We start from the raw sequence: 22,880 nt of genomic DNA, 5'->3' as shown, positions 1-22,880 counted from the left end.
ACGGCCGCCGGGACCACCGGACGACGAGCCCCCTGACCGACCGGGCCGCCGTCGTCCCGGACCACCGCAAGGAACTGCGCCCGGCTACGGCCGGGTGCCTGTGAGGACCCATGACCAAGCCGTTGCCGACACAACAGGTGGGGATGCCCGCACAGGGCCTGTACGACCCGGCGGCCGAGCACGACGCATGTGGCGTCGCCTTCGTGGCGACGCTCCGCGGCACGCCCGGGCGTGACATCGTCGATGCCGGACTGACCGCCCTGCTGAACCTCGACCACCGCGGAGCGGTGGGGGCGGAGGAGGACAGCGGCGACGGTGCCGGGATCCTGACCCAGATCCCCGACGCGTTCATCCGCGACGTGGTGGGCGTGGACCTGCCGCCCGCCGGGATGTACGCCATCGGTACGGCGTTCCTGCCCACCGACGACGCCGAGCGGGACGCCGTCGTGCGCCGCGTGGAGACGCTGGCCGCCGAGGAGAAGCTCGACGTGCTGGCGTGGCGCGACGTCCCGGTGGACGCCGGGATCGTGGGCCCGACGGCCCGCGCGTCCATGCCGGTGTTCCGGCAGATCGTCGTGGCCGACCCCTCGCGGGGCCTGTCGGGGATCGACCTGGACCGCCGCTGCTACCGCCTGCGCAAGCGCGCGGAGAACGAGGTGGGCCTGTACTTCGCCTCGCTCAGCGCCCGCACCCTGACGTACAAGGGCATGCTGACCACCGCGCAGCTGGAGCCGTTCTTCCCGGACCTGTCCGACCCGCGGTACGCCACGGAGCTGGCGCTGGTCCACTCGCGGTTCTCCACGAACACGTTCCCGTCGTGGCCGCTGGCCCAGCCGTTCCGCCTGCTGGCCCACAACGGCGAGATCAACACCGTGCGCGGCAACCGCAACTGGGTCGCGGCGCGCGAGGGCACCATGGAGTCCGAGCTGCTCGGCGACCTGAAGGCGCTGCAGCCGGTCTGTTCGCCCGGCGCGAGCGACTCGGCGAGCTTCGACGAGGTGCTGGAGCTTCTGCACCTCAGTGGCCGGTCCCTGCCGCACTCGGTGCTGATGATGGTTCCGGAGGCCTGGGAGAACAACCCCGGCATGGACCCCGCACTGCGCGCGTTCTACGAGTTCAACGCGAACCTCATCGAGCCGTGGGACGGCCCGGCGTCGCTCACGTTCACCGACGGCACCCTGATCGGCGCCGTGCTGGACCGCAACGGCCTGCGCCCCGGGCGCTGGTGGGTCACCGAGGACGGCCTGGTCGTGCTGGCCTCCGAGGCCGGCGTGCTCGACCTCGACCCCGCCACGGTGGTCCGCAAGGGCCGCCTGGAGCCCGGCAAGATGTTCCTGGTCGACACCGGCTCCGGCCGGATCATCGAGGACGAGGAGGTCAAGTCCGGCCTCGCGTCGATGCACCCGTACGGCGACTGGATCCGCGAGCACTCGGTGCGCCTGGAGGATCTCCCGGACCGCGAGCACGTTGCGCACAGCCCGGCGTCGGTGCGCCGCCGTCAGCGCGCCTTCGGGTACACCGAGGAAGAGCTCAAGATCATCCTGTCGCCGATGGCGACCACGGGCGGCGAGCCCCTGGGCGCCATGGGCTCCGACACGCCCGTCGCGGTGCTCTCGCAGCGCCCCCGGCTGCTGTTCGACTACTTCACGCAGATGTTCGCGCAGGTCACCAACCCGCCGCTGGACGCCATCCGCGAGGAGCTCGTCACGGCGATCGGCAGCGCCATCGGGCCCGAGCCCAACCTGCTCGCCGACCTGCCGGAGCACGCGCGCAAGCTCGTGCTCGGCTTCCCGGTGCTGGACAACGACCAGCTCGCCAAGGTCGTCCACGTCGAGCGGGACCGCGAGCTCGAGGGACTGTTCCACGCCGAGACGGTCCAGGGCCTCTACGACGTGTCCGGCGGCGGCGCCGCGCTGCTGTCCCGGCTCGAGGAGATCTTCGCCGACGTCGACCGGTACGTGGAGGAGGGCGCGAGCTTCCTCGTGCTCTCGGACCGCGACGCCAACTCCGAGCTGGCGCCGATCCCGTCGCTGCTGCTGACCAGCGCGGTGCACCACCACCTGGTGCGCAACCACACCCGCAACCGGGTGTCGCTGGTGGTCGAGGCGGGCGACGTGCGCGAGGTGCACCACGTCGCGCTGCTGATCGGCTACGGCGCGGCCGCCATCAACCCGTACCTCGCGATGGAGACCGTCGAGGACCTCGCCCGCCGCGGGTACCTGGACGTCACGCCGGAGCAGGCGGTCGCCAACCTCATCAAGGGGCTCGGCAAGGGCGTGCTCAAGGTGATGTCCAAGATGGGCATCTCCACGATCATGTCCTACCGGGGTGCGCAGATCTTCGAGGCCATCGGGCTGTCCCACGACCTGGTCGAGGACTACTTCACCGGCACGACGTCGCGGCTCGGCGGCATCGGGCTGGACGTCATCGCGGCCGAGGTCGCGGCGCGGCACGCGGAGGCGTACCCGCCGTCGGGCAACAAGAAGCCGGGCGAGCGCCTCACCACGGGCGGCGAGTATCAGTGGCGTCGCGACGGCGAGGACCACCTGTTCGACCCCGAGACGGTGTTCCGCCTGCAGCACGCGACCCGGTCCGGCCGGATGGACATCTTCCGGCAGTACACGCGGCGCGTGGACGAGCAGTCGAACCGGCTCATGACGCTGCGCGGCCTGCTGCGGTTCAGCCCCGACCGCGAGCCGGTGCCGATCGACGAGGTCCAGCCGGTCAGCGAGATCGTCAAGCTGTTCAACACGGGCGCCATGTCCTACGGCTCGATCTCGGCCGAGGCGCACGAGACGCTCGCCATCGCGATGAACCGCCTCGGCGGCCGGTCCAACACCGGAGAGGGCGGCGAGGACCCTGAGCGCCTGTACGACGACGAGCGCCGCTCGCGCGTCAAGCAGATCGCGTCGGGCCGGTTCGGCGTGACGTCGGAGTACCTGACGCACGCCACGGACATCCAGATCAAGCTCGCGCAGGGCGCCAAGCCCGGCGAGGGTGGCCAGCTGCCCGGGCCGAAGGTCTACCCGTGGGTGGCGCGGACGCGGCACTCGACGCCGGGCGTCGGGCTCATCTCGCCGCCGCCGCACCACGACATCTACTCGATCGAGGACCTGGCCCAGCTCATCCACGACGCGAAGAACGCCAACCCCGAGGCGCGCGTGCACGTGAAGCTGGTCAGCGAGTTCGGCGTCGGCACGGTGGCGACGGGTGTGTCCAAGGCGCACGCGGACGTCGTCCTGATCTCCGGGCACGACGGCGGTACGGGCGCCTCGCCGCTCACGTCGCTCAAGCACGCCGGAACGCCCTGGGAGATCGGCCTGGCCGAGACCCAGCAGACGCTGGTGCTCAACGACCTGCGCGACCGCATCGTCGTGCAGGTGGACGGCCAGATGAAGACCGGCCGCGACGTGATCGTCGCGGCGCTGCTCGGGGCCGAGGAGTTCGGCTTCGCAACGGCGCCGATGGTGGTCTCCGGCTGCGTCATGATGCGCGTCTGTCACCTGGACACGTGCCCGGTCGGCGTCGCCACGCAGAACCCGGAGCTGCGCAGCCGGTTCACCGGCAAGCCGGAGTTCGTCGTGAACTTCTTCGAGTTCATCGCGCAAGAGGTGCGCGAGCACCTCGCTGCGCTGGGCTTCCGGAGCCTCGAGGAGGCCGTGGGCCAGGTGCAGGTGCTCGACACGCGCAAGGCCGTCGACCACTGGAAGGCGCAGGGGCTCGACCTGACCCCGGTGCTGGCCCAGCCGCAGCTCAAGGACGGCTCCTCGCTGCGGCACACCACGAAGCAGGACCACGGCCTGGCCAGGGCGCTGGACAACCAGCTCATCGCGGCGGCCGCGCCGGCGCTCGACCGCGGCGAGCCCGTCCGGATCGAGCTGCCCGTGCGGAACGTGAACCGTACAGTCGGCACGATGCTCGGCCACGAGGTGACCAAGCGGTACCGCGGTGCCGGTCTGCCCGACGACACCATCGACGTGACGCTGACCGGGTCGGCCGGCCAGTCGCTCGGCGCGTTCCTGCCCCGCGGCATCACGCTGCGCCTGTTCGGCGACGCCAACGACTACGTCGGCAAGGGCCTGTCGGGCGGCCGCATCGCCGTCCGACCGGACAAGTCGGCGGTGCTCGACGGCGCCAACGTCATCGCGGGCAACGTCATCGGCTACGGCGCCACGTCGGGCGAGGTCTACCTGCGCGGCCGCGTGGGCGAGCGGTTCGGCGTGCGCAACTCCGGCGCCACGCTCGTCGCGGAGGGCGTGGGCGACCACGCCTGCGAGTACATGACCGGCGGCACGGTGCTGGTGCTCGGCCCCACGGGCCGCAACGTCGGCGCGGGCATGTCCGGCGGCACCGCGTACTTCCTGGACCTGCGGGTCTCGCGGGTCAACCAGGCGGCGCTGGAGTCGGGAGAGCTCGCGATCGGCGTGCTGGACGACGCCGACTGGGAGAACGTGCACGCGCTGCTGGAGCGGCACCGGGCCGAGACGGGCTCGGCCGTGGCGGCCGAGCTGCTCGCCGACCCCGAGGCGGCGCGCGGCCGGTTCAGCCGCCTGCTGCCTCCCGGCTGGGCGCGCGTGCGCCTGGCGCTCAGCGAGGCGGAGGCCGCAGGCGCCGACGTCTCGGGCAAGACCCAGTGGGACCCGTCCGTCTGGGACCAGATCATGGAGGTGGCACGTGGCTGACCCCCGAGGATTCCTCAAGGTCCGGGAGCGGGAGCTCCCCCCGAACCGGCCCGTCGAGGTCCGGCTGCGCGACTGGAAGGACACCCACGCGCACCGCGCAGAGGGCCAGCCGTTCCTCAAGGAGCAGGCCGGGCGCTGCATGGACTGCGGCGTGCCGTTCTGCCACCAGGGCTGCCCGCTGGGCAACCTGATCCCGGACTGGAACGACCTGGTGTGGCGCGGCCAGTGGGCCGACGCGATCGACCGCCTGCACGCCACGAACAACTTCCCGGAGTTCACGGGGCGCGTGTGCCCGGCGCCGTGCGAGTCGTCCTGCGTGCTGAGCATCAACCAGCCCTCGGTGACGATCAAGAACGTCGAGGTCTCGATCATCGACGAGGCGTTCGCCCGCGGCCTGGTCACCCCGCACGTGCCGGAGCGGCTCACGGGTTCCACGGTCGCCGTCGTCGGCTCGGGTCCCGCCGGTCTGGCCGCCGCGCAGCAGCTGACGCGCGCCGGGCACACCGTCGTCGTCTACGAGCGGGACGACGCCATCGGCGGCCTCCTGCGCTACGGCATCCCCGACTTCAAGCTCGAGAAGCTGCACATCGATCGCCGTCTGGCGCAGATGGAGGCCGAGGGCACGCGGTTCCGCCCGGGCGTCACCATCGGCGAGGACATCAGCTGGGACGCCCTGCGCCGCCGGTTCGACGCCGTCGTGGTCGCCACGGGCGCGACGGTACCGCGCGACCTGCCCCTCCCGGGGCGGGACCTGGCCGGCATCCACTTCGCCATGGACTACCTGACCCCCGCCAACAAGGCGGTCGGCACCGGTACGCCGGACATCCTCCCCGAGGGTGCGCCGACGGCGGCCGGCAAGCACGTGATCATCATCGGCGGCGGCGACACGGGATCGGACTGCCTCGGCACCGCGCTGCGCCAGGGCGCCGCGAGCGTCACGACGCTCGCGATCGGCAAGAAGCCGCCGGTCGAGCGCCCGGCGAACCAGCCCTGGCCGACCGACCCGATCCTGTTCGAGGTCTCGACCTCGCACGAGGAGGGCGGCGAGCGCGCCTACCTGGCCTCCACGGTCGAGTTCCTGCCCGACGCCGACGGCAACGTCCGCGCGCTGAAGGTCGCCGAGACGGTCTACCTGCCGGACGGCCGCCGCGCGCCGACGCCGGGCACGGAGCGCGAGATCCCCGCCGACCTCGTGCTCGTTGCCATGGGCTTCACCGGCCCGGAGACCGCGGTGCTGGAGGAGCAGACCGGCATCGAGGTCACCGAGCGGGGCCTGGTTTCCCGCGGCGACGACTATGCTGCGAGCCTGCCGGGCGTCTTCGTCGCCGGCGACGCCGGCCGCGGTCAGTCCCTCATCGTGTGGGCCATCGCGGAAGGCCGCGCCGCGGCCGCCGCGGCCGACACCTACCTGCAGGGCAGCACCGAGCTGCCCGCCCCGGTGCGTCCGCGCACGCTCGCTCTGCGGTCGTGACCGGAGAACCCGTCCGGGAGTTGTACACCCCCACAGGGCGCCGCGGCGCCCACCATGCCTAGGCTGGAGACATGCGCAGAGCCAAGATCGTGTGCACCATCGGACCCGCCACAGAGAGTCCCGAAAAGCTTCGGGAGCTCGTAGACGCCGGCATGAACGTGGCGCGGATCAACCGCAGCCACGGCGAGCAGGAGGCGCATGCGGCGGTCTACCGCAACGTGCGAGAGGCCGCCAAGGCGGCCGGGAAGTCGGTCGCCGTACTGGTCGACCTGCAGGGCCCGAAGATCCGGCTCGGCCGGTTCGCGGGAGACGAAAAGCATTTCTTGAACAAGGGCGACACGTTCACCATCACGACCGAGGACATCCTCGGTTCGCGGGAGATCGTGTCCACCACCCACAAGGGCCTGAACCAGGACGCCCAGGTCGGCGACCCGCTGCTGATCGACGACGGCAAGGTGCGTGTGCGCGTCACCGCCGTCGAGGGGCCGCGTGTCGTCACCGAGGTCGAGGTCCCCGGTCCGGTCTCGAACAACAAGGGCATCAACCTGCCCGGCGTCGCCGTGTCTGTGCCGGCCCTGTCCGACAAGGACGAGGCGGACCTGCGCTGGGCGCTCCAGCTCGGCGCCGACTTCATCGCGCTGTCGTTCGTGCGGTCCGCCAAGGACTACGAGGACGTCCGGCGGGTGATGGAGGAGGAGGGCCGCACGGTCCCCGTCATCGCCAAGATCGAGAAGCCGCAGGCCGTGGAGAACCTCAGCGAGGTCATCGCGGCGTTCGACGGCGTCATGGTGGCGCGCGGCGACCTCGCGGTCGAGATGCCGCTGGAGCAGGTGCCGCTCGTGCAGAAGCGCATCGTCGAGATGGCGCGGCGCAACGCCAAGCCGGTCATCGTCGCCACGCAGGTGCTCGAGTCGATGACGACGTCGCCGACGCCGACCCGTGCCGAGGCGTCCGACTGCGCCAACGCCGTGCTCGACGGCGCCGACGCCGTGATGCTCTCCGGTGAGACCTCCGTGGGCGACTACCCGATCGTCACGGTCGAGACCATGGCCCGGATCATCGAGGCCACTGAAGAGGCGGGCCGGGAGCGCATCGCGCCGCTCGGCTCCACGCCGCACACCCGTGGTGGCGCCATCACGCGGGCCGCCGCCGAGATCGGCGAGACTCTCGGGGTCAAGTACCTCGTGACGTTCACGCAGTCCGGTGACTCCGCGCGACGGATGTCGCGCCTGCGCTCGTCGATCCCGCTGCTGGCCTTCACCCCGGAGCAGCACGTCGCCAACACGCTCGCCCTGACCTGGGGCACCTCCGAGTACCTGGTGCCGAAGGTCGAGAACGTCGACGCGATGGTCGACCAGGTGGACCTGACCCTGCAGGACCAGGGCCTCGCCGAGAAGGGCGATCTGGTCGTGGTGGTCTCGGGTGCGCCGGTCGGCGTGCCCGGCACGACGAACTCGATCCTGGTGCACCGCATCGGCTCGCACGTCGACGGCCGCAGCGGCTTCTGACCCTCTGGCGCCGAGGTAGAACTGTGGCGAGGTAGGACCGGGCCGGAGTGCTGATCAGCACTCCGGCCCCGGTCCTACCTCGCCACACTTCCACCTCGGCGATTGCCGGGGCGAGATGTCGCTATTGTTCCGGGCGTGACCCGCTCCTTCCCATGGACCCGCCTCGGCTTCGCCGTCCTCGTCGCCGTCTCGCTCGGACTCGGCTGGTGGGGGCTCGCGCTCGACACCACGCACGTCCCCGGCCGTACCTGGTACGACGTCGTCTACCACGACCTCCAGCTCTTCGTGATGGGCGCCGACCCGGCCAGCGGAGGCGGTGAGCTCTCCTGGCAGCTCCAGGTGGCCCGGTTCCTCGCGCCCGGCACCGCCGTCTACGCGCTGTTCGAGGCGGCCCGAGTGCTGTTCACCGGGGAGATCCACCGGTTCAGGGACCGGCGCGCGCAGGGGCACGCGATAGTCGTCGGGCAGACGGACGCCGCCGACACGGTCGCGGCCGCGCTCGAGGCTGCGGGCCACCGGGTCCTGCGCACCGCCGACGCGTCCGGCCTGCACGACGTCGGCCTCACCGGCGCGACGGTCCTGTACGCGTGCGGCGACGACAGCACCGACGCCACGGCCAACGTACTCACCGTGGCCGAGGCGGAGAACGCCGTCCGCCATGCCGGTCAGGGGCCCGAGCGCCTGTACGCCCACGTCAGCGACCCCGACCTCGGCGTAGCACTCCAGGCGCGGCACCTGAGCTGCGCCGAACCCGGCGTCGACTTCTTCACGCTCGACGTGATCGCCGCGCAGGCGCTCGCGGTGCGCGAGGTGCGGCGCATCGTGGACGCTCCGGGCGGGCCCGCCCCGCTGACCCGGGTGGCGGTGGTCGGGTCCGGAGAGTTCGCCAAGGCGCTCGTGGTGGGCCTGGCCCGCGAGTGGGAGCTCGCCGGCGACGGCGTGCGGCTGGCGGTCGACCTCATGGCCGACGACGCCGTGCCGGTCGTGGAGGCGCTGCGGTCCCGGTGGTCGCCCGTCGCCGAGAAGATCGAGCTGCGGGCGGCCCCGTCGCTCGGCACGGGCAGCCTCGGCGCGCCCGACGTCGTCTACGTCTGCCACGCGGACGAGGGAACGTCCCTGCGGGTGGCCCTCACGGCCACGAAGCTGTGGCACGGCGGCCCGGGTTCGCTGGTGCTCCTGCTCGACGGCCTGGCGGGCCTGACGGGCGCCTTCGGCACGGAGGCCTCGCGTGTGCTCGACAACCTGGACGGCCGCCTGCGGACCGTGACCATGCGCGACCTGCTCGCCGACGTCGAGCGAGCGGAGGCCCGCGCCCACGCCGACATGTACGAGCGGATCGCGCGCGCCGTCCATCACGTCTACCTGCGCAACCAGCGGGAGCGCGGCGTCGGCTGGGGCGAGGTCCCCGCGATGGTGCGCTGGGAGGACCTCTCCGACGACCTGCGGGCCTCCAACCGGGGCTGGGTCGTCGGGCTGCCGGAGCGCCTGGCGCGGATGGGCGCGACGATCGCGCCGCGCGACGGCGCCCCCGAGGTCGTGTTCGAGGGCGCCGAGCTGGACGAGCTCGCCGAGGCGGAGCACGAGCTGTGGGAGTCCGTACGGGTGGCGCAGGGCTGGCGCAGCGGGCCCGTGCGGGACGACGACGCCAAGGTGCACCCGATGATCGGCGTGCCGTGGTCGCGGCTGCCCGAGGCGAACCGGGAGAAGGACCGCGACGTGGTGCGCCTGCTGCCCGAGATCCTCGCAGAGTTCGGGCTGGAGGTCGTGCGCTACGACGAGAGCCGGGCGGGGAGCACGAACGGGCTGGCCGAGCACAGCGGCGCCGCGACGTAGGTGCCGCGTGTTCGCCGTCCGCGTACTGCGGAGCTCGGACGTCTCGTGTGCCGGGTGTGGGACTCGAACCCACATGTCCTTTCGGACAGCGCTTTTTGAGAGCGCCGCGTCTGCCTGTTCCGCCAACCCGGCTCGCCGCATCGCGGCGTCGTGCAGCAGACATCGAACCACACCGCTGGTCCAGGCCCCAAGCCCGAGTATGCGGGACGTAGGATGTACCCCGTGACCGACGAGAACACCGAGAAGCTTTCCCTGGATCTGCCCCCGATGATCGATGCCGAGCCGGAGGCCGCTCCCGCCAACCCCTCGCGCCGCGCCGTCGTGGCCGAGGACGAGGCCCTCATCCGCATGGATGTGGTGGAGACCCTGCGTGAGGCCGGGTTCGACGTGGTGGGTGAGGCCGGCGACGGCGAGACCGCCGTCAACCTGGCCATCGAGCTGAAGCCCGACGTCGTGGTGATGGACGTCAAGATGCCCGAGCTGGACGGCATCTCGGCCGCCGAGCGCATCGGCAAGGCCCACGCCGCTCCTGTGGTGTTGCTCACGGCGTTCTCCCAGACGGAGCTCGTGGAGCGCGCCCGCGACGCGGGTGCCATGGCGTACGTGGTCAAGCCCTTCACCCCGGCCGACCTGCTGCCCGCCGTGGAGATCGCGATCTCGCGCTACTCGCAGATCGGCGCGCTGGAGGCCGAGGTCGCTGACCTCACCGAACGCTTCGAGACCCGCAAGCGCGTCGACCGCGCCAAGGGCCTCCTGATGACCAAGATGGGCCTGTCGGAGCCCGAGTCGTTCCGCTGGATCCAGAAGACGTCGATGGACCGCCGCCTCACCATGCGCGAGGTCGCCGACGCCGTCATCGAGCAGGTCGGCGCCTGACCCACGCGGTGCCCTAGAGCGGGTGAAATCCGGGTTGTATATTTTTCTACCGGCCGGGCCGGGACTAGTGTCTGCGTTCAGCCGGCCCTGAGACCCGGACCCCAGATACCCGGGAGGAGATGAGCGTGCTCGAGATACGCCCCGCGCGCGAGGACGACCTGCCCGCCGTCGCCGCGCTGGCCGACGAGGCCCGCGACGACTCACCCACCGGGGCCCAGCTCGGAGCCCAGGACACCGACCGCCTGCTGGAGCACCTCAGCGTCCTGCTCGCGGCGGGCGGCCACGTGCTGGTCGCGGAGCAGAACGGGCGGGTCGTCGGCGTCGTGCTCGGGCGGGTCGTGGCCGCCTACCTCTTCGCGCGCCGCGCGAGCCTGTACCTCGACATGGTGTTCGTGGCCCCGCGGGCACGCCGCCACGGCGTCGGGCACGCGCTGCTCCGCGCGGCGACCGACCTCGCGGCCGAGCACGAGTGCGACGACATCTACTCCGCGCCGGTGCCCGGCAACCGCGGGGTGCAGCGCTTCCTCGCCCGGCTCGGGTTCGCCCCGGCCGCGGGGCACCGCGTGGCGTCCGTCGCGGCGCTGCAGCGCCGCCTCACGACCGATGCCACCGTGCGTGACAGCGCGCACCCGCACCACCGCAGGTTCGGCCGCGGCGGCATCGAGGACCTCATCGCCCGACGCCGGCGCGCCCGGTCCGTCATGGAGTCCGGCCCCATCGACATGCGCCCCGTGGGCGGCGGCGCGCCGTCGCGCCGCCGCGCTGCGAAGGCCGGCTGACTCTCAGACCGGCCCTAGCCGAGAATCATGCAGGTCAGCCGTGCCGTGCACACCCGCTTGCCCGCGTCGTCGGTGATCACGATCTCGTAGGACGCCGTCGAGCGGCCCAGGTGGATCGCCGTCGCCGTGCCCGTCACGTAGCCCTCGCGCGCGGCGCGGTGGTGCGTGGCGCTGACCTCGATACCGACGGTCTTCTTGTCGGGCCCGGCGTGCGCCTGCGCGGCGAGCGAGCCGAGCGTCTCGGCCAGCACGACCGAGGCGCCGCCGTGCAGCAGCCCGGTGGGCTGGGTGTTGCCCTTCACCGGCATACGCCCGACGGCGCGGTCCGGGGCGACCTCCAGCAGCTCCATCTCCATGCGCTCGAAGAGGGTTCCCGTGGTGTCGGCATCGCCGTACATGGCCCGCCAGTCGATGCCGGGCGAGATACCGGCCCCGATCTCTGCCCCGGTGCCGGCCTCGGAAGGCGTCGCGGAAGCGCTCGTGTCAGTCATGCGGGCTATGTTGTCAGGCGTGACCTCCACCGCGCCAAGTCGTACTCCGGGCAAGCCCTCGTCAGGCCGCCCCCGTCTCCTGCTGATCGATGGCCATTCCATGGCCTATCGGGCGTTCTACGCGCTGCCCGACACCCTCGCGACCAGTTCAGGCCAGATCACCAACGCCGTCTACGGCTTCACGTCCATGCTGACGAACCTGCTGCGCGACGAGCAGCCCACGCACCTGGCCGTGGCGTTCGACGCCGGCCGTGTCACCTTCCGCACCGAGCGGTTCCCGGAGTACAAGGGCACGCGGCTCGCCACGCCGGACGCCTTCAAGGGGCAGGTCCCGCTCATCAAGGAGGTGCTCGACGCCCTGCACATCTCCTCGATCGAGCTCGCCGGCATCGAGGCCGACGACATCCTCGCGACCCTGGCTCTGCAGGCCAAGGCCGCGGGCATGGAGGTGCTGGTCTGCTCGGGCGACCGCGACACGCTTCAGCTCGTGAACGGCGACGTGACCGTCCTGTACCCGAAGAAGGGCGTGTCCGAGCTCGCCCGCATGGACCCGTCGGCCGTCGAGGAGAAGTACGGCGTGCCGCCGGAGCGCTACCCGGACCTCGCGGCGCTCGTCGGCGAGACCAGCGACAACCTGCCGGGCGTCCCCGGCGTGGGGCCCAAGACCGCCGCCAAGTGGATCACTGCGCACGGCGGCCTCGCCGCCCTGCTGGACGCCGCCGACGAGATCAAGGGCAAGGCCGGCGAGAGCCTGCGCACCCACCTGGAGCAGGTGCGGATCAACCGCGAGCTCAACGCCCTCCTGACCGACGTCGAGCTGCCGCTCGGCGTGGCCGACCTCGCACTGGAGGGCTTCGACCGCGAGGCCGTGCACCTCGTGTCGGACACCCTGCAGTTCGGCCAGCTGCGTGACCGCCTGCTCGCCGTGGACCCGGCCGGCGCGGCGGACGAGGAGACCCCGGCGGGGACCGACATCGAGCTCGACCTGGCCATCATCGCCCCCGGCGGCCTCGGGGCCTGGCTGGCCGCCCGCACGGCGCACGTGGGCGTGGAGGTGGCGGGCAAGGCAGTCCCCGGCGCAGGGGACGCCTGGGCCGTGGCCGTGGCGGAACCCGGCGGCGAGGCCGCCTACCTCGACCTGACGCAACTCGGCCCCGACGACGAGAAGGCGCTCGCGGCCTGGCTCGCCGACCCGGGCGCGGCCAAGACGCTGCACGGCGCGAAGGCCGCCGCCCACATGCTCGCCGCCCGCGGCATGGACCTCGAGGGCGTCACGTTCGACACCGAGCTCGCGGCGTACCTGTGCTACCCGGACCAGCGCGGCTACGACCTGGGCGACCTCGCGGTGCGGCACATCGGCCGCGAGCTCAAGGTCGCGGAGCCCGACGGCGCCCAGGGCGCCCTGGACCTCTCGCTCGAGGGCGAGACCGAGGGACAGGCGGAAGCCGTGCGCGCCCATGGCGTGGCCGAGCTGGCGACCGCCCTGGTGGGCGAGCTCAAGGACCGCGACGCCACCCACCTGCTGGACGACGTCGAGCTGCCGCTGTCCGGCGTCCTGGCACGGATGGAGCGCATCGGTATCGCCGCCGACACCGAGTACCTGACGGGCCTGGAGAAGCAGTTCGCGCAGGGTGTCGCCGACGCCGCCGCGGACGCGTACGCCGTGATCGACCGCGAGGTGAACCTCGGCAGCCCCAAGCAGCTGCAGGAGGTCCTGTTCGACCAGCTCGGCATGCCCAAGACCAAGAAGATCAAGACCGGGTACACCACCGACGCGGCGAGCCTGCAGGACCTGTTCGTCAAGACGGAGCACCCGTTCCTCGCGCACCTGCTGGCGCACCGCGACGTGTCCCGCCTGCGGGTCACGGTCGAAGGCCTGCTCAAGTCGGTCGCTCCCGACGGGCGCATCCACACGACGTTCCAGCAGACCATCGCGGCGACGGGCCGCCTGAGCTCGACCGACCCGAACCTGCAGAACATCCCGATCCGCACGGAGGCGGGCCGGCAGATCCGGCGGGCATTCCAGGTCGGCGCGGGCTACGAGTCGCTGCTGACCGCGGACTACAGCCAGATCGAGATGCGGATCATGGCGCACCTGTCGGGCGACGAGGGCCTGATCGAGGCGTTCAACTCGGGGGAGGACCTGCACCGGTACGTGGGCTCGCGCGTGTTCGAGGTGGAGCCCGCCGGCGTGACCGCGGAGATGCGGTCGAAGATCAAGGCGATGTCGTACGGCCTGGCCTACGGCCTGAGCGCGTTCGGCCTGTCGCAGCAGCTCAACATCGCCACGGGCGAGGCGCAGACCCTGATGGACGACTACTTCGAGCGGTTCGGCGGCGTGCGCGACTACCTCTCCGGCGTGGTCGAGGAGGCGCGCGCCACGGGGTACACCGCCACGATCCTCGGCCGGCGCCGCTACCTGCCCGACCTCACGAGCGACAACCGGCAGCGCCGCCAGATGGCCGAGCGCATGGCGCTCAACGCGCCCATCCAGGGCAGCGCCGCCGACATCATCAAGCTCGCCATGCTCAAGGTGCAGCACGCGCTCGACGCCCGCGGGCTCAGCTCGCGCCTGCTGCTGCAGGTGCACGACGAGCTCGTGCTCGAGGTGGCGCCGGGGGAGCGTGCCGCCGCCGAGGAGGTCCTGCGCACCGAGATGGGGTCGGCGTTCACGCTCGACGTCCCGCTCGACGTCTCGGTAGGCACGGGCGCCACCTGGCACGAGGCCGGCCACTGACGTGTCGGACGCTCAGGTCACCCGGGTGACCTGAGCGTCCGACAGGTCCTTGACGGTGACGAACACCGCCGTGCCCGGGAGGTAGCGGCCACGTTCCGGACCCCAACCGCCCCAGACCTGGTCGTTCCACTCCGGCCATTCCGGCTCGACCAGGTCGACCAGGCGCAGCCCGGCCCCGGCGACGTCGCGCACGTGGTCGCCGATCGTGCGGTGGTACTCCGCGTACAGGACGCGGCCGTCGTCCGCGGTCTCCACGTAGGGGCGACGGTCGAAGTACGAGCGGGTCGCCGTCAGGCCGCGCCGGGACGGGTCGTCCGGGAACGCCCAGCGCAGGGGATGGGTCACGGAGAACACCCAGCGTCCGCCCGGGCGCAGCACCCGGGCGGCCTCGCGGTGCACGGTGCCGGCGTCGGGCACGAAGGGGAGCGCGCCGAACGACGTGAAGACGACGTCGAACGCGCCATCGGCGAACGGCAGCGCCCGCGCGTCCGCCTGGATCCGCGGCACGACGACGCCGGTCGCGGCATCGAGCCGCTCGGCACCCGCCAGCATGCCCGCCGAGTAGTCGGTGGCGACCGCGCGCGCCCCGCGGGACGCGAGCCAGCGGGAGCAGTGCGCGGCGCCGGCGCCGACCTCCAGCACGTCCCGCCCGGCGACGTCGCCCAGCAGGCCGGCCTCCGCCTCGGTCAGGCCCTCGGGTCCCCAGCGGAACCCGGCGTCGCCGAGGAAGTCGCGGTGCTCGTCGAGATACTCGCCGGCGTTGGCGTCCCACCAGGTCCTGGCGGCGCGGCCGTCGTCCCGCACGTCGCGGTAGCCGAAGGACACGGGCTCGTCATTGCTCACGGTGCCATCATCCCCGCCTCACGCCCGCCAGCACGCCGGTGTGAACCGCCGGACAACTGCCACATACACAGCGGTAACAAAAGGGTCACGATTGGATTGCGAGTGCTGGGAGAAATACGGAAGCAACGAAAGGGCTCCTAAGGTCAGGCGCAAACGGTCTGCGTGTCGTCGTGCCCGAACCCGGGCCCGCCGGTGCGCTCGAGGAAGGAGAGTGCCATGCGTCGACGCGCTACGCGCCTTGCGGGCGGCGTCACCCTGGTGACTGCGCTCGCAGTGGCTCTGAGCGGCTGTGTCGCGAGCGAGCGGGACCCCGAGGGCGGTGAGGGCGGGGGCGGCGGCGACGGCACCTTCGTGTTCGCCGGATCCGCCGAGCCGAGCTCGCTCGACCCCGCGTTCGCCAGCGACGGCGAGACGTTCCGGGTCGCCCGTCAGATCTTCGAGGGTCTGGTCGGCGTCGAGCCGGGCACCGCGGACCCCGCCCCGCTGCTCGCCGAGAGCTGGGACATCAGCGAGGACGGTCTGCAGTACACGTTCCACCTCAAGGAGGGCGTGACGTTCCACGACGACACGGACTTCAACGCCGAGGCTGTGTGCTTCAACTTCGACCGCTGGCACAACTGGACCGGCCTCGCCGCGCACGAGAACCTCTCGTACTACTACAAGGCGGTCTTCGGCGGCACCGGCGACGACAGCCTGTACGACTCCTGCGAGGCGTCCGACGACGCGACCGCCGTCGTCACGCTGAAGGAGCCGATCCCCGAGCTGGTCCCGGCGCTCTCGCTGCCGTCGTTCTCCATGCAGTCGCCCACGGCGCTGGAGGAGTTCGGGGCGGACGAGGTGGAGGGCACCGCGGACGCTCCCAAGCTGACCGAGTACGGCCGGGAGCACCCCGTCGGCACCGGCCCGTACACGTTCCAGGAGTGGGCGAGCGGTGAGAGCGTCACGCTGGCCGCGAACGAGAACTACTGGGGCGAGATCGCCGACGTCAAGACCATCGTGTTCACGGTGATCGCCGACGGCACCGCTCGTCGCCAGGCGCTCGAGGCCGGTGACATCGACGGCTACGACCTGGTCGCGCCCGCCGACGTCGACGCGCTCGAGGAGGCCGGCTACACGATCCTCGACCGCGACGCGTTCAACATCCTGTACCTCGGCATGAACCAGGCGCAGAAGCCGCTGGACGATATCAAGGTCCGCCAGGCGATCGCGCACGCGATCGACAAGGAGGGCCTGGTCCAGGCCGCGCTGCCGGAGGGCACGACGCCGGCGACGCAGTTCGTGCCGGAGATCGTCTCGGGCTACAGCGAGGACGTGCAGACCTACGAGTACGACCCCGAGAAGGCGAAGTCCCTCCTGGCGGAGGCCGGACAGGAGAACCTCGAGATCGAGTTCAACTACCCGACCGAGGTCTCGCGCCCGTACATGCCGGACCCCGCCGCGATCTACGAGGCCATCTCCGCCGACCTCGAGGAGGTGGGCATCACCGCGACGGCGACCCCAGAGCCGTGGAGCCCGACCTACATCGACACCATCCAGGGTGGCGAGAACCACGGCCTGCACCTGCTGGGCTGGACGGGTGACTACAACGACACCTACAACTTCATCGGCACCTTCTTCGGTGCGCCGTCGCTGGAGTGGGGCTTCGACGACCCGGAGGTGTTCAGCGCGATCAAGGACGCGCGCAACGCTCCGCTCGAAGAGCAGGAGGACGCCTACAAGAACGCCAACGAGGTGATCATGGAGGCCCTGCCGGGCGTCCCGCTGGCCAGCCCCGTGCCGTCGCTCGTCGTCGCACCCGGGGTCGAGGGCTACCCGATCTCCCCGGTGCAGGACGAGGTGTACAACGTCATCACTCTCGGCGAGGGCGAGTAAGGTTCCCTCCCGAACTGCCTAGGGTCCCCAACGCCTTAGGGTGAAATACCTCAGGTCGGGGCGCGGCGGCTGCCGCGCCCCGACCGCTGTCCGGAGTCGTCCCGGCCGGGCGGGCCACGAGCCTGCCTCCGGGACGACCGATGAAAACGCATGTCTGTCGAGGAACGATGCTCAGACTGATTGTGCAGCGGCTGCTGCTCCTGATACCCCTCCTGGTGGGGTTGTCGATCTTGCTGTTCGGCTGGGTGCGTGCCCTGCCGGGCGGGCCGGTCCAGGCCATGCTCGGTGAGCGGTACACCCCCGAGGCCGCGGCGGAGATCGAGGCCCAGCTGGGACTCGACCAGCCGCTTCCCGTCCAGTACGGCAAGTACCTGCTCCGGCTGCTGCAGGGCGACTTCGGTACCTCGCTGCAGAGCGGCCGCCCGGTGCTGGACGAGTTCCTCACCCGGTTCCCCGCGACCATCGAGCTCACCGTGGTCGCCCTGATCTTCGCCATCGGGATCGGCATCCCGCTCGGCTACGTCGCTGCCCGCCGGGCCGGCTCCGTCGTCGACCACTCGGCGGTCGTTGTCTCGCTGATCGGCGTCACCGTGCCGGTGTTCTTCCTGGCGTTCATCCTCAAGTACCTGTTCGCGGTCGAGCTGGGCTGGTTCCCGACGACGGGGCGGCAGAGCGCCACGATGGTCGCCACCCACCCGACCAACTTCTACGTCCTGGACGGCCTGCTCACCGCCGAGTGGGACGCGGCGTGGGACGCACTGGTGCACCTGATCCTGCCCGGCATCGCGCTGGGCACCATCCCGCTGGCGATCGTGGCCCGCATGACCCGCGCCGCCGTCTCCGAGGTGCAGAACGCGGACTACGTCCGCACCGCACGGGCCAAGGGCATCAAGCCGGCCCGGCTGCGCGGCGACCACATCCTGAAGAACGCGATGCTGCCGGTCGTCACCACCATCGGCCTGCAGGTCGGCCTGCTGCTCAGCGGCGCGGTGCTCACCGAGACCGTCTTCGCGTTCAGCGGCATCGGCAGCTTCCTGGCTGACTCGGTGTTCAACGCCGACTACCCGGTGATGCAGGGCTTCATCCTGATGATCGCCGTGGTCTACGCCCTCGTGAACCTGATCGTCGACGTGTCGTACGGGCTGATCGACCCGCGGCTGAGGAGGCAGCAATGAGTGCCAACGAGCTTCCCGTGACCGACGGCGCGGCCGCCGCGCCGCTCCACACGAGCATCCACGGCGACGGGCCGGGCGGTGCCGACCACGGCGGCGAGGGCGTCTGGGCGCGCGCGTGGCGCACGCTGCGCAAGAACCCGGTCGCGATCAGCGGCTTCGTGATCGTCGCGGTCTTCGTGCTCGTAGCCGTGCTGGCCCCGGTGCTGGCGCCCTACGGGGGAACCGAGCTGCCGGGCCGCGACGAGGTGCGTCCCACGATGATCCCCGGCCCGTCGGCCGAGTTCCCGCTCGGCCTGGACCGCTACGGCGGCGACGTGCTGAGCAAGCTGATCTGGGGTGCCCAGGCCTCGCTGCTGGTGGGCGTCCTGTCCACGCTGTTCGGCCTCACGGGCGGCCTGCTCCTGGGCCTCCTGGCCGGCTGGTTCGGCAAGTCGGTCGACTTCGCCGTCATGCGGCTGGTGGACCTCATGCTGTCCGTGCCGTCGCTGCTGCTCGCCGTGTCGATCGCCGCGATCGCCGGCCAGTCCTCGATGGCGGTCATCGTCGCCATCGGTGTGGTGCAGGTCCCGATCTTCGCCCGGCTGCTGCGCGGGTCGATGCTGGCGCAGAAGGGCCAGGACTACGTGCTCGCCGCGTCGGCCCTGGGCCTGACGCGCCGGTCGGTGACCATGAGCCACGTGCTGCCCAACAGCGTGGGACCGGTCATCGTGCAGGCCACGCTGAGCCTGGCGACCGCGGTGATCGAGGCCGCGGCGCTGTCCTTCCTGGGCCTGGGTGGCGGCGAGCCGTCCACGGCCGAGTGGGGCCGCATGCTGACGGCCGCCCAGCAGGAGCTGGCCGTGGCGCCGCGGCTGGCGATCCTGCCCGGTATCTGCATCGCCGTGACGGCCCTCGGCTTCACCCTCGTGGGCGAGAGCCTGCGCGAGGCCCTCGACCCCCGGAACAGGACCCGACGATGAACGACATCGCTGACAAGAACACGGCCGTGCCGACGCCGGCGGAGCCGGCCACCAGTGCGTCGCCGCCCACCGACGCGCCGACCGAGGACGTCGTGCTGCGCGTCGAGAACATGTCCGTCGACTTCCGCACGGAGGGCGGCGCCGCGCGCGCCGTCGCGAACGCGAACCTGACCGTCCGGCGCGGCCAGACCGTGGCGATCGTGGGGGAGTCCGGCTCCGGCAAGACGACCCTGGCCATGGCGGTGCTGGGCCTGCTGGCGAGCAACGGCTCGGTGGCCGACGGTCACATCTGGTTCAAGGACGAGGACCTGGGCAAGGTCTCCCCGCAGCGGATGGCCCAGCTGCGCGGCACCGAGCTGGGCCTCGTGCCCCAGGACCCGATGACCAACCTCGACCCGATCATGCAGATCGGCCGGCAGGTCGACGAGGGCCTGATCGACAACGGCCTGCGGACCCGGCGGGACGCGCGCGCCCGCACGGTCGAGCTGCTCGACGAGGTGGGTCTGCCCGACGCCCGGGCGCGCGCCGGCCAGTACCCGCACGAGTTCTCCGGCGGCATGCGCCAGCGCGCGCTCATCGCCATGGGCCTCTCGGGCCGCCCGGCGCTGCTGGTGGCGGACGAGCCGACGTCGGCCCTCGACGTGACGGTCCAGCGCGGCATCCTCGACCAGCTCTCCGCCCTGACCGAGGACCTCGGTACGGCGGTGCTGCTCATCACGCACGACCTCGGCCTCGCGGCCGAGCGCGCCGACGTCGTCGTGGTCATGTACCGCGGTGACATCGTCGAGCAGGGCCCGGCCCGGCAGGTGCTCACCGCGCCGCAGCACGAGTACACCAAGCGGCTGATGGCGGCGGCGCCGTCGCTCGCCTCGCGGCGGATCGAGATCGCGCGCGAGCGCGGCCTCGAGGACGTGCTGGACGACGCCCTGCTCGCTCCCGGCGAGGAGACGGCGGCGGAGTCGGACGTCCTGGTTTCCGTCAAGGACGTGAGCAAGGTGTTCTCCATCCGTGGGAACAGCCTGTTCTCCCGCAGCAGGGACTTCACCGCCGTGGACGGCGTGAGCCTGGACATCCCGCGCGGCTCCACCGTGGCGGTGGTGGGGGAGTCGGGCTCGGGCAAGTCGACCCTGGCCCGGATGATCCTCGACATCGAGAAGCCCACCACGGGGACGATCACGTTCGACGGCGGCCTCGTGGGCGCCGGCGGGCACCGGGAGCAGATCGCGTACCGGCGCCGGGTGCAGCCCGTGTTCCAGGACCCGTACTCGTCGCTCGACCCGCTCTACTCGGTGTACCGCGCGATCGAGGAGCCGCTGCGCGCGCACTCCTACGGTGACCCCGCGGCCCGCCGGGCCCGCGTGGAGGAGCTCGCCGACCAGGTGGCCCTCAGCAAGGGCCAGCTGCAGCGGTTCCCCTCGGAGCTGTCCGGCGGTCAGCGCCAGCGGGTGGCGATCGCCCGCGCCCTCGCGCTGTCGCCCGAGCTCGTGGTGTGCGACGAGGCAGTGTCGGCGCTCGACGTCGTCGTGCAGGCGCAGATCCTGCAGCTGCTGGCCGGCCTGCAGGAGGAGCTGGGGCTCACGTACCTCTTCATCACGCACGACCTCGCCGTCGTGCGGCAGATCGCGGACCGCGTGCTGGTGATGCAGGAGGGCCGGGTGGTCGAGGAGGGGACCGTCGACGCGGTCTTCGACTCGCCGAGCACCGACTACACGCGGGCCCTGCTCGACGCCATCCCGGGCAAGGATCTGGAGCTCGCGCTCTGAGTTCCGCTGCCCGACCACCCACCCTCGCACCCGCCCGGGCGTCGTCCGGCGGCACGTTCCCGACCAGCCTCCTGAGGCTTGCGCCACCCCGGCTCGCGTTGACCCGGGCGCTGCGACGCCACTAGGATGGCTGGCGGTGCCGTGCGCCCTCTGGGCAGTCAGCGGCACCTCGTGAGCAGAGCGCAAGCGCAGCTCAAACAGACCCTGTCCGTACTACGCCATGTCCGCATCGGAGCATCGAACTCAATGACCATCTCCACCCCTGCGAAGTCCGCACCCCAGGTTGCCGTCAACGACATCGGCACCGAGGAGGACTTCCTTGCTGCCATCGACGCCACCATCAAGTACTTCAACGATGGTGACATCGTCGAAGGCACGATCGTCAAGGTGGACCGCGACGAGGTCCTTCTCGACATCGGCTACAAGACCGAGGGTGTCATCCCGTCCCGGGAGCTCTCGATCAAGCACGACGTCGACCCTGGCGAGGTTGTCGCCGTCGGCGACGCCGTCGAGGCCCTGGTCCTCCAGAAGGAGGACAAGGAAGGCCGACTGATCCTGTCCAAGAAGCGCGCACAGTACGAGCGCGCCTGGGGCACGATCGAGAAGATCAAGGAGGAGGACGGCGTCGTCACCGGCACCGTCATCGAGGTCGTCAAGGGTGGCCTCATCCTCGACATCGGCCTGCGCGGCTTCCTCCCCGCCTCCCTCGTGGAGATGCGTCGTGTCCGCGACCTCCAGCCGTACGTCGGCAAGGAGATCGAGGCCAAGATCATCGAGCTCGACAAGAACCGGAACAACGTCGTGCTCTCGCGCCGTGCCTGGCTCGAGCAGACGCAGTCCGAGGTTCGCTCCACCTTCCTGCAGACCCTGCAGAAGGGCCAGGTGCGCCCGGGTGTCGTCTCCTCGATCGTCAACTTCGGTGCGTTCGTGGACCTCGGCGGCGTCGACGGTCTGGTGCACGTCTCCGAGCTGTCCTGGAAGCACATCGACCACCCGTCCGAGGTCGTCGAGGTGGGCCAGGAGGTCACCGTCGAGGTGCTCGACGTCGACTTCGACCGCGAGCGTGTCTCCCTGTCGCTGAAGGCGACGCAGGAGGACCCGTGGCAGACCTTCGCCCGTACGCACGCCATCGGTCAGGTCGTGCCGGGTAAGGTCACCAAGCTGGTTCCGTTCGGTGCGTTCGTGCGCGTCGAGGACGGCATCGAGGGCCTGGTCCACATCTCGGAGCTGGCCGTGCGCCACGTCGAGCTGCCCGAGCAGGTCGTCACCGTCGGTGCCGAGGTGTTCGTCAAGGTCATCGACATCGACCTGGAGCGCCGCCGCATCTCGCTGTCGCTCAAGCAGGCCAACGAGGGCGTGGACCCGGAGTCCGAGGACTTCGACCCCGCGCTGTACGGCATGGCCGCCGAGTACGACGAGGCCGGGAACTACAAGTACCCGGACGGATTCGACCCGGAGACCAACGAGTGGCTCGAGGGCTACGAGGCGCAGCGCGAGGCGTGGGAGGCGGAGTACGCCAAGGCGCACGAGCGCTGGACCGCGCACCGCAAGCAGGTCGCCGAGGCGCTGACCGCGGACACCGAGGCGACGTCCGAGGCCCCGGCCGCCGCTCCGGCCGGTGGCGGCAACGCCACCTACTCCTCGGCTCCGGTCGAGGAGGTCGGCACGCTGGCTTCGGACGAGGCGCTCGCCGCGCTCCGCGAGAAGCTCACGGGCAACTGACCCGAGTCGTCTGACGGCCCGTCGCTCCTTCGGGGGCGGCGGGCCGTCGTCGTTTTCAGGATGCGGTACCTGGCCTGATGATCACCCGGCCCGGTGTTCTGACCTGCAGCGACACGGTCAGCGGGCGCCCCTGATCCTTATCACAGGTTCGCTGGCCAGGACGGCCCAT

General features: G+C 71.3%; 14 protein-coding genes and 1 tRNA gene. 12 read left to right on the top strand and 3 right to left on the bottom strand.

From position 1 onward, the window contains the following. The first annotated feature begins 110 nt into the window (after positions 1–110). The 4 genes from gltB to EW117_RS15055 all read left to right on the top strand — a co-directional run bounded on the left by gltB (position 111) and on the right by EW117_RS15055 (position 9,494). On the top strand, positions 111–4,682 hold the full coding sequence (gene gltB, locus EW117_RS15070) for a glutamate synthase large subunit (RefSeq protein WP_129787540.1): 4,572 nt from the start codon (positions 111–113) through the stop codon (positions 4,680–4,682). Further along, positions 4,675–6,153, top strand: coding sequence for a glutamate synthase subunit beta (locus EW117_RS15065; protein ID WP_129787539.1), 1,479 nt, complete (start codon positions 4,675–4,677; stop codon positions 6,151–6,153). Before gltB ends, EW117_RS15065 begins: the two co-directional genes overlap by 8 nt. A 71-nt stretch (positions 6,154–6,224) precedes the next feature. Further along, positions 6,225–7,661, top strand: coding sequence for a pyruvate kinase (gene pyk / locus EW117_RS15060; RefSeq protein ID WP_129787538.1), 1,437 nt, complete (start codon positions 6,225–6,227; stop codon positions 7,659–7,661). A 135-nt stretch (positions 7,662–7,796) separates the two neighbouring features. Next, on the top strand, positions 7,797–9,494 hold the full coding sequence (locus EW117_RS15055; protein ID WP_129787537.1) for a RyR domain-containing protein: 1,698 nt from the start codon (positions 7,797–7,799) through the stop codon (positions 9,492–9,494). A 48-nt stretch (positions 9,495–9,542) separates the two neighbouring features. Here the strand turns inward: EW117_RS15055 and EW117_RS15050 are convergent. After that, positions 9,543–9,626: transfer RNA gene (locus tag EW117_RS15050), tRNA-Leu, on the bottom strand. Between the two features lie 135 nt (positions 9,627–9,761). Between EW117_RS15050 and EW117_RS15045 the strand changes: the two genes are divergently transcribed. Continuing rightward, positions 9,762–10,370 carry an ANTAR domain-containing response regulator gene (locus EW117_RS15045; RefSeq protein ID WP_233257301.1) on the top strand — a complete coding sequence of 203 codons (609 nt, stop codon included), beginning with the start codon at positions 9,762–9,764 and terminating at the stop codon, positions 10,368–10,370. A gap of 125 nt (positions 10,371–10,495) precedes the next feature. Next, entirely contained in the window at positions 10,496–11,149 is a 654-nt protein-coding gene (locus EW117_RS15040; RefSeq protein ID WP_165362704.1) for a GNAT family N-acetyltransferase, read from the top strand. Between the two features lie 14 nt (positions 11,150–11,163). On the opposite strand, the gene EW117_RS15035 is transcribed toward EW117_RS15040, so the two are convergent. Beyond that, positions 11,164–11,547, bottom strand: a complete 384-nt coding sequence (locus EW117_RS15035; protein WP_129787699.1) for a PaaI family thioesterase — start codon at positions 11,545–11,547, stop codon at positions 11,164–11,166. A gap of 91 nt (positions 11,548–11,638) precedes the next feature. On the opposite strand from EW117_RS15035, the gene polA reads away from it, so the two are divergent. Further along, the gene (gene polA, locus EW117_RS15030; protein WP_165362714.1) at positions 11,639–14,377 is read left to right on the top strand and encodes a DNA polymerase I; all 2,739 of its coding nucleotides are present in this window, start codon (positions 11,639–11,641) and stop codon (positions 14,375–14,377) included. Between the two features lie 12 nt (positions 14,378–14,389). On the opposite strand, the gene EW117_RS15025 is transcribed toward polA, so the two are convergent. Next, entirely contained in the window at positions 14,390–15,220 is an 831-nt protein-coding gene (locus tag EW117_RS15025) for a class I SAM-dependent methyltransferase (RefSeq protein WP_129787534.1), read from the bottom strand. Between the two features lie 216 nt (positions 15,221–15,436). On the opposite strand from EW117_RS15025, the gene EW117_RS15020 reads away from it, so the two are divergent. From EW117_RS15020 to rpsA, 5 genes are all read left to right on the top strand, one after another. Further along, on the top strand, positions 15,437–17,092 hold the full coding sequence (locus EW117_RS15020) for an ABC transporter substrate-binding protein (RefSeq protein ID WP_129787533.1): 1,656 nt from the start codon (positions 15,437–15,439) through the stop codon (positions 17,090–17,092). 167 nt (positions 17,093–17,259) lie between these two features. Then, positions 17,260–18,267: an ABC transporter permease gene (locus tag EW117_RS15015; protein ID WP_129787532.1), complete on the top strand. Its 1,008-nt coding sequence runs from the start codon at positions 17,260–17,262 to the stop codon at positions 18,265–18,267. Continuing rightward, entirely contained in the window at positions 18,264–19,226 is a 963-nt protein-coding gene (locus EW117_RS15010; RefSeq protein ID WP_242504308.1) for an ABC transporter permease, read from the top strand. Before EW117_RS15015 ends, EW117_RS15010 begins: the two co-directional genes overlap by 4 nt. Continuing rightward, the gene (locus EW117_RS15005) at positions 19,223–20,989 is read left to right on the top strand and encodes a dipeptide ABC transporter ATP-binding protein (protein WP_422890945.1); all 1,767 of its coding nucleotides are present in this window, start codon (positions 19,223–19,225) and stop codon (positions 20,987–20,989) included. Before EW117_RS15010 ends, EW117_RS15005 begins: the two co-directional genes overlap by 4 nt. A 246-nt stretch (positions 20,990–21,235) precedes the next feature. After that, positions 21,236–22,711, top strand: a complete 1,476-nt coding sequence (gene rpsA / locus EW117_RS15000) for a 30S ribosomal protein S1 (protein ID WP_129787531.1) — start codon at positions 21,236–21,238, stop codon at positions 22,709–22,711. Positions 22,712–22,880: the final 169 nt, after the last annotated feature.

Origin of the sequence: Promicromonospora panici, assembly GCF_900608595.1 — a bacterium.
In the GTDB taxonomy this organism is placed as follows: domain Bacteria; phylum Actinomycetota; class Actinomycetes; order Actinomycetales; family Cellulomonadaceae; genus Promicromonospora; species Promicromonospora panici.
Note: the sequence above shows the minus strand (reverse complement) of the source record. Positions and strands in the feature narration are given on the sequence as shown.

Bases quoted from the DNA above. Each gene is read 5' to 3' on its own strand.
- gltB (WP_129787540.1), top strand. From the start codon at position 111: ATGACCAAGCCGTTGCCGACACAACAGGTGGGGATGCCCGCACAGGGC.
- pyk (WP_129787538.1), top strand. From the start codon at position 6,225: ATGCGCAGAGCCAAGATCGTGTGCACCATCGGACCCGCCACAGAGAGT.
- EW117_RS15045 (WP_233257301.1), top strand. From the start codon at position 9,762: ATGATCGATGCCGAGCCGGAGGCCGCTCCCGCCAACCCCTCGCGCCGC.
- EW117_RS15035 (WP_129787699.1), bottom strand. From the start codon at position 11,547: ATGTACGGCGATGCCGACACCACGGGAACCCTCTTCGAGCGCATGGAG.
- polA (WP_165362714.1), top strand. From the start codon at position 11,639: ATGCGGGCTATGTTGTCAGGCGTGACCTCCACCGCGCCAAGTCGTACT.
- EW117_RS15020 (WP_129787533.1), top strand. From the start codon at position 15,437: ATGCGTCGACGCGCTACGCGCCTTGCGGGCGGCGTCACCCTGGTGACT.
- EW117_RS15015 (WP_129787532.1), top strand. From the start codon at position 17,260: ATGCTCAGACTGATTGTGCAGCGGCTGCTGCTCCTGATACCCCTCCTG.
- EW117_RS15010 (WP_242504308.1), top strand. From the start codon at position 18,264: ATGAGTGCCAACGAGCTTCCCGTGACCGACGGCGCGGCCGCCGCGCCG.
- EW117_RS15005 (WP_422890945.1), top strand. From the start codon at position 19,223: ATGAACGACATCGCTGACAAGAACACGGCCGTGCCGACGCCGGCGGAG.
- rpsA (WP_129787531.1), top strand. From the start codon at position 21,236: ATGACCATCTCCACCCCTGCGAAGTCCGCACCCCAGGTTGCCGTCAAC.